This window comes from Ancylobacter sp. VNQ12 (genome assembly GCF_049445835.1).
GTDB lineage: Bacteria > Pseudomonadota > Alphaproteobacteria > Rhizobiales > Xanthobacteraceae > Ancylobacter.
Genome location: NZ_JBMSDU010000046.1, coordinates 1 through 6919, shown reverse-complemented (window position 1 = coordinate 6919; position 6919 = coordinate 1). Strand labels below are relative to the sequence as shown.

The following is a 6919-nucleotide window of genomic DNA, read 5'->3' as shown; positions in this document are numbered from 1 at the left end:
GCTCTGCCGGCGCTTTCCCGGTTCCGGATTTCTGTCTCATCTTCGCTCCTTTGAAGGCTACGATGAACCAGAAATCCTCCGTTCTCAGTTAAGCCGATTTGGTCCCATCAGTGCTGACGCCGGACAGCTTGCCGAGTATACGGCGCGATCGGTACGCCAGGTCTCTCGTTGCATCCGCCGTTTGGTTGAGGCCGGGATTGTGGCTTATCGCGACAGCCCGACAGGGCGCCGCTTTGTTTATCGCGACAAGGAAGGCGAGATCGGCAAAGGCTATGGCTTGGACTTCACGCCGGCGCGGGTGAGGATCCACGAGCTGAAGCGTCTCGTTGATGAGTTCCAGGCACGTCTGAACGGTGAGCAAGAGGCTCGTCGGACGACGACGCGGCTTGCTCGGGCGATTGTAGATGCCTGCGACGCCTACCCCGACCAGGCGGCGGGGTGGTTGGCCGAACTTGAGCAGATCAAGTGCCGGGCGCAGGGGCTCGAGATCGAAGCACAAGAGCTCGGGGATCTCCATCGCCGGATCATCACTGAGGCGACTGAGGATGTCTTTCCACATGAAATGTCATGCGAGGGTGACACTCATGTCGCGCCTAATATTAATACAACCCCTCAAAACTCATTTGAAAGTAAATATGATCGGCCTCGCTCTAACGAGCGAGACTCTTCCCAGCAAGAGAACGACCGCAATGCGGTCGTTCAGCCCGCCGAAAAAAAGTCTGCGGCCAATCGACCACCAAGGGAACGTTCACGCGGGGTAAGGGCCTCGCGAAGCGCCGACGAAATTCAATCCGAGGTCCTTGCATCGGTCTCGGTTGGCCTAATTCGGTCGGCATGCTCGGAATCCTGTGAGATTACGGGCCGGTCGTTCAAGAGCTGGCCCGAACTCACCGGCTCCGCCGAGATCATGCGCGTCATGATCGGGCTGTCCGAGGCTGCCTGGCTCGACGGGGCGGGCAAGGTAGGCCGCTATGCGGCCGCTGCCATCCTGATTACGGTTCTCGAAAAGTCGATGAGGAGCCCGGAACAGATATCAAGTCCGGGAGGGTACTTCCGCGCAATGATTGACCGTGCTGTCGAGGGCAGCTTGCATTTGGAAAAGAGCCTCTTTGGTCTCGCGGATGGCGCTCTCAAGCGGGCACGCGACAGCGCCTCATGAACGGCGCGATGGGGGTTACAGCTGTAACTATTCGTGCTGTCCAGCGGATTTGGCCTCTTCCGAAGAGGGCTGGCCGCGTTCCAGCGCAAGAAACGCGTGAGCCGTCAATGGGTTGGCCAAGCGGGGTAACAGCTGTAACGGTGCCACCGGCGGGCCGCGAGGGAAAGGACCTCCCGCATGGCTGACTATAACCGAGATGAGATCAAGGAAAAGGTGCCCTGCTCCGCTCTTCTGGAGAGTCGCGGCTGGAAGGTCGACCTTCGGGAAAGCACATCGCGGGCGATCAAATATCGACGCGCGGACGGCGAAATCATCATCGTCAACCACCATGGTCGCGGCTGGTTCGATCCGACGTCGCAGGCGAAGGGCGACGTCTTCTCACTTGCCCAACACCTCGGGGCCCAAGGTTTCACGAGCGCGCTTCAGGTCGTCGCTGAGCTTGTGGGCTTCGTTCCGCGTGATCCAGTTTGGCAACGCAAATCGCGACGGGGTCCTAGCGTCGCTCCCTCCCGGCGTTGGGCCGAGCGATCTACTCCAATTCCCGGATCCGCCGCGTGGGTCTATCTATCCGAAGCCCGCGGCATCCCCGCGGCAATTGTTGAGAGAGCGACCGCGGCCGGCTGCTTGCGAGAGGGGCCGAGGGGGTCGATGTGGGCGGCTCACATGGACCCTGCAGGGCGCGTCGTCGGCTGGGAAGAGCGCGGGCCGGACTGGCGAGGCTTCGCAGCCGGCGGCTCAAAGACGCTCTTCCAGCTGGGCGAAGCCAACGCTCGGCGGCTTTGCATCACGGAGGCTGCAATCGACGCAATGAGCCTCGCCGCAATCGAAGGCTGTCGCGCCGACAGCATTTACGCCAGCACCGGGGGAGGGTGGGCGCCGGCCAGCGATCAGTACATTCGTGCCCTCGCTGCGCGACCGTGTTCTCTGCTGGTGGCCGCATGCGACGCAAACGACCAGGGCGACGTTTACGCCGCACGACTCCGGGAAATTGCGGCTGCTGCGGGAGCAGAGTTCTTGCGCCTTTGGCCAGAGGCCGAAGATTGGAATGCGCAGATCACCGGATGACGGGGTGCGTTCGCCGTGGCCCGCCGGCACCCCAAGGAAGGATCGAGGTTACCGTGCGAACGGCGCGGATCAGCTCAGTCCGCTCGACAACTGATTTAGTTCGTCCGGGTCCGTCAACCGCGGACGACCAATTTGGCGCCGCGCCGCCCAGCTGGATGCCGAAGGGCTCGGCTAACCGGCACAGCGTCGTCTCGGCGTCTCAATCCGGCACGTACGACCCGGTCGTTGCGCAGACTTACAGCGATAGTGTGCCCCAGGTCTGTCCCGGCGCTTAGGCTCCAGGCGCTGGCACCGCCCGGAAAGAGGGATCCTGTTACTTCACCCGAGCCAATTCTCGACCTTCAAGCCTCGGATCCGGTTGAACTCGCCCACGTTGGCGGTGACCAAGATTGTCCCCAAGGTGTAAGCGTGGGCGGCAATCAGAAGATCGTTGTGGCCAATGCTCTGGCCCGCCGCCTCGAGCTCAGCGCGAATGCCGCCGTATTCTCCATCGGCGGGGACCTCCAAAGGCAAGACCGGGATCGTGGCCAGCAAGGCTTCGACCTTGCCGAGCAGCTTCGCCGAGCCCTTCTTGGCGCAACCATATCGCAACTCGCAGGCCACGATGATGCTGGTGCAGATATTGCCGTCACCGACTTTCTGGAGCCGTCGGACCGCCTGTCCGGCTGGATTGCGAACCATGTCGCTGATGATGTTCGTATCCAGCAGATAGCGCGTCAAAAGATATCCTCCGGTTCGACCGGCATATCCTCGATTGCGGGGAACTCCTCATCGAGCGGCTCCCACGTCGCCAGCAGCGCCAGCAGCCCCGTGCTCTGCCGTACAGGTTCGATAATGATCCTGTCGCCTTCTCGGCTGATCAGTGCACGGTCTCCCGGGAGCTCGAACTCGACGGGGATGCGCACGGCCTGGCTGCGATTATTGCGAAACAGCCGGACCTCTTTGGCAAGGGATTGATGCTGTTCGGCCATAAGCATGCCTCCGTGTGTATATGCTTGTATATGCCACATTCCGCCGAGCTTCAAGAAGCGTGCTCAGGGAGACATGTGAAGAGTGGACTATGCCGAAAGAAGGCGCGCGGATCACAGGCCTGCCGCCTTGGTGAGATTAACGCGGAAACGGTCTCTTCGACGCTGGTAGCGCCGGGTCATCTCGGCGGACGCGTGCCCGAGCTGCTTCTGCACGTGGCGCTCGTCGACCTCGGCAGAGGAGGCAAGGCCGGCACGGAGGGAGTGGCCGGCGAATTTTTCTTCCCGCTCGCCCTCGTCTAGATCGCCGCGCACGCCGGCCGCGAGCGCAGTGCGCTTGACAAGGCGCGCGATCTCACGGTCGTTGAGGCGTTCTGGACCAACATCCTTCCCTTGGCCGGTCACCCGGCGGAACAAGGGGCCGTGCCCGATCCGCGCCAGTTTCAGCCACGTTTGCAGCGCAACAATCGGGCACGTGGTATCCGACGAGCCTCTGCCGATCTCCACCTCGCGCCACCCGTTCTTGCCGCGCAGCGCGACAACCATGCCGCGATCGAGAATCTCAACCCAGCCGCGCCCGTCCTCGGTCTGGTCGCGACCGAGATCGAGCCCGACGATCTCGGAACGGCGCAGGCCGCCGGCGAAGCCGAGCAGCAGCATGGCGCGGTCGCGCAGGCCACGCAGCGAGCCGCGATCAAGCGTCTCCAGCATGGCGATCAGGTATTCGGGCAGCACCGCCTCTTTCTGCCGTGGCGGACGGCCATGGGTATTGCGGATGCCGGCGAGCACGGTGGCGATGTGCCGGTCCTTGCGATCGAGCGGCATGCCGCGCTGGGCATAGTGCCAGGTGAGCGCCGACAGCCGACGCTCGATGGTGGACACGGAGTTCGGCTTATCACCAGGGATAGCCGCACCGGAGGCGCAGGCGGTGATGTAGAGGCCAACGACCTGCGGGGAGGGCGGCAGCACGTCCAGGCCTTGCCTGCGGCACCAGCCGGAGAAATGCCGCCAGTCTGAGGCATAGGCGCGTCGGGTGTTGACCGAGCTCGCCGCATCGATGTAATCGCGCGCCCGTTCCGTGAGGCGCTCGAGATGTGCCGGAAGGGGAGGGGAGGGGGACTCGACAGGATCCGCGGGAACCGCGACATCCGCCGGCCGCTGTTCGACGTCGCCCTTCATCCCGTTTGCTCCTTCACCGCATAGACGTGGCCGACCGCCGGCTCGCCGCGGTCCTGGCGCACCAGCACGGGACGGATCCAGATCAGACGTCGCTCCATGAGGGCCGGACCATGCGCCTGGCGCCTCCAATGCCCGCGCCGCCAATGCGCGACGACCTCGCGGCCGCTCAGGGCGGATTCTCCAGCGTCGTTGGCTTGGCTCGTCTCTATGCCAAACTGAAGATCGACCCGGCGGAGAGAAAAATAGCCTTCTTCCGCGAGGCGGCCAGCCGCCGTTCTCCGGCGCTTGGGCGTGGTCGCCTCGACGAACGCGTCGACGAGAGAGGAGGGCGCCTGCTTCGGCCATTCCGGCGGGCCTAGCGCGGGCTCGCTCGATAGCAGACACAGCGCATTGCAAAGCAGGGCCAGGACGCCGCGTACGGTTGGATAGGCCGCCTGATTATACAGCGCGGCGCGCTCGTAGCCGGAGAGAGGCGGATTGACGACCGGAAGCCCGTCCTTGCGGACCTCGTCGACGCCCTGGCGGAGACGCGCCAGGGCGTCGGCGTCCGGGCGGAGGCCGATATCGTTCGCGGCGACTGCCCGGTCGAGCGCGTCCTGTAGCGTATCGCGCGGTGAATCGAGCGTCAGCGGCGCGAAGATCCGCGTCAGGGATGGCCGCCCATACGGGAGAAGACCCGACATCGGGGCTTCGGCGCAGCCAACAGCCCGGCCCGAAGTGCGACGCTGCCCTTCGCCTCAGGTTTTGAAGCACTCCGACCATATTGTTGAGATACGAGCCTTGAACTAGGGCACTCCCAGGGGCGAGAGTATGGCTGGGGGTAGGGTGACGTGGACTTACTACTGAATGGAATGAATGGCGGCTATCTCCGCAACATCATTCTGAACGCGACAGAACATACTGAACGTGTCGATGCCGCCGTAGCCTATGCTTCCGAGAGCGATCTGCTGTTCGATTGGTGCTGGGACAACAAAATCCCGCTGCACTTCTGGGGACGGTTTGATGAGCAGGTCCCTGTCGGGATTCCAGTTCTCGACAAATTCCTGAACCGCAAATCCGGGCGCTATGTCTGCAAGCTGGTCCGGCGATTTCACCCGAAGGTCATCTGGTGGCGCGGCTACGGCGCCTATATCGGCTCGGCCAATCTCACCCAAAGCGCGTGGTGGAATAACGTCGAAGCTGGCGTTTTCCTGACGGAAGCCGAACTCGCCGAGGGCGGTCACGACCTTGAGCTGGATCATATGTTCGCTGAGATCGACAAGCACGCCGCGCCTTTGACGCAGGAACTCTTCGACCTGCTCTCGACGAGGAGCAAGGAACTGACCCGACGCAAGGCTGCTGAGAAAGCCCTCGACGACGCGATGCTTGCGACCGACCTGGTGCCTCATTGGGAGGGGTTGGCTCGCGCCAGCAGTAAATCGGCTGGCGATCTCCGCCGCCAGGCTTTCCTCGCCGAATGGAACAGCACGCTTCAGATCATCCGGGATATCGCATCGAAGATTTCCGCTGAAGGCAACAGACCGTCATGGGTCGCGGCAACGGCGCCGCTCGGCGCACAAGCCGATCAATTTTTGCATGCGCACTACTATCAGAACACGTTCGACGGACGGCGCGCAGACTTCGAGAGTCATTTCGCTCGCAATCGAATGGATCCCGACGCCGCGGTCGAGAAAGCGATTCGCTGGTGGCGCACCCTGCCCTCTTCGTCGGACGAAAACAGAATGCTCAACAAGACGGCGCCCTTGCTGCAGAAGGCCTTCTCGGAGAGGACGTTGGGCCGGCTGACCGAAGACCAGTTCGTCAAGGTGCTCGGGCGGGTTCATGCGGCAAGGGAGTACGCCCGTCGTGCGCCCAACCGGTTCATCGGCCTGAAGGGCGGAAAGGCCTACGATATTCCCGAAAAGGTCGACGCTCTGGCTAGGCACATTTTTCGCGCACCGGAGCGAGGCGGCGTGTCCGTCACGGAAACGCTGGCATTCGTTCTCTATGGCGGCCGGGCGGAGGAAGTTCCACACCGGCTCTGGGAAGCCCTCACGAACCCGAAGCGAAAGATCGAGTTGCTGGGGGTCAGCGCCTTGGGCGAGATCGTCGGATGGGCGCTTCCCGATCGTTACCCCCCGAGAAACGGCCGGACGAGCAAGGCGCTGCGGTCGTTGGGATACGACGTCAGAGTTCATGTAGGCTGATGTGGGACACTGGGGAATACTTGGTCGACGCGACGGGGCTCGCTACCTGAAATCCCGCGTCTTCACCCTGATCTCATCGAGATGCCCGTAGGGATCCACGATGTCGCGCGGTCGGGACGCCCTCGACAGGCTGCGCGGATCCCCCTCCCTGGCGTGAGCCGGAACAATGCCCATCGCCACGCGGCCCAAGGCGGTGCGGACGACTGCTGAGCGCGATTTTCTGTCTCGCAGGCGCCTGTCAGCCGACCGTTTTTCATGAGACTGGCGATCGCTTATTTTCAATGGGTTAGCCGATTCAGAATTTGTGAGACCGAGTCGGATCTGCTGAGACGGAACCGTCACGCGATTCAGTTATGGTGAGA

The 6919-nt window shown here is 62.8% G+C and carries 7 protein-coding genes; 3 read left to right on the top strand and 4 right to left on the bottom strand.

Annotation, left to right across the window (positions count from 1 at the left end; all coding sequences use genetic code 11):
* Positions 1–1159, top strand: a 1159-nt coding sequence (gene repC, locus ACO2RV_RS24815; protein ID WP_423296879.1) for a plasmid replication protein RepC, incomplete at its 5' end; no start/stop codon positions are given.
* Between the two features lie 177 nt (positions 1160–1336).
* Positions 1337–2224, top strand: coding sequence for a DUF3991 domain-containing protein (locus tag ACO2RV_RS24810; RefSeq protein WP_423296878.1), 888 nt, complete (start codon positions 1337–1339; stop codon positions 2222–2224).
* A gap of 318 nt (positions 2225–2542) precedes the next feature.
* On the opposite strand, the gene ACO2RV_RS24805 is transcribed toward ACO2RV_RS24810, so the two are convergent.
* The 4 genes from ACO2RV_RS24805 to ACO2RV_RS24790 all read right to left on the bottom strand — a co-directional run bounded on the left by ACO2RV_RS24805 (position 2543) and on the right by ACO2RV_RS24790 (position 5054).
* Complete coding sequence (locus ACO2RV_RS24805; RefSeq protein WP_423296877.1) at positions 2543–2944, bottom strand: type II toxin-antitoxin system VapC family toxin; 402 nt, start codon at positions 2942–2944, stop codon at positions 2543–2545.
* On the bottom strand, positions 2941–3195 hold the full coding sequence (locus ACO2RV_RS24800) for an antitoxin (protein WP_423296876.1): 255 nt from the start codon (positions 3193–3195) through the stop codon (positions 2941–2943). The genes ACO2RV_RS24805 and ACO2RV_RS24800 overlap by 4 nt, the downstream gene beginning before the upstream one ends.
* A gap of 111 nt (positions 3196–3306) precedes the next feature.
* Entirely contained in the window at positions 3307–4371 is a 1065-nt protein-coding gene (locus ACO2RV_RS24795; RefSeq protein ID WP_423296875.1) for a site-specific integrase, read from the bottom strand.
* A complete protein-coding gene (locus ACO2RV_RS24790) occupies positions 4368–5054 on the bottom strand; it encodes a hypothetical protein (protein ID WP_423296874.1) in 687 nt (228 codons plus the stop codon). Before ACO2RV_RS24790 ends, ACO2RV_RS24795 begins: the two co-directional genes overlap by 4 nt.
* 147 nt (positions 5055–5201) lie before the next feature.
* On the opposite strand from ACO2RV_RS24790, the gene ACO2RV_RS24785 reads away from it, so the two are divergent.
* Entirely contained in the window at positions 5202–6557 is a 1356-nt protein-coding gene (locus ACO2RV_RS24785) for a phospholipase D family protein (RefSeq protein ID WP_423296873.1), read from the top strand.
* Positions 6558–6919: the final 362 nt, after the last annotated feature.

Excerpts from the sequence above, each read along its gene's own strand:
- ACO2RV_RS24800 (WP_423296876.1), bottom strand. The coding sequence starts at position 3,195 with ATGGCCGAACAGCATCAATCCCTTGCCAAAGAGGTCCGGCTGTTTCGC.
- ACO2RV_RS24810 (WP_423296878.1), top strand. The coding sequence starts at position 1,337 with ATGGCTGACTATAACCGAGATGAGATCAAGGAAAAGGTGCCCTGCTCC.
- ACO2RV_RS24795 (WP_423296875.1), bottom strand. The coding sequence starts at position 4,371 with ATGAAGGGCGACGTCGAACAGCGGCCGGCGGATGTCGCGGTTCCCGCG.
- ACO2RV_RS24790 (WP_423296874.1), bottom strand. The coding sequence starts at position 5,054 with ATGTCGGGTCTTCTCCCGTATGGGCGGCCATCCCTGACGCGGATCTTC.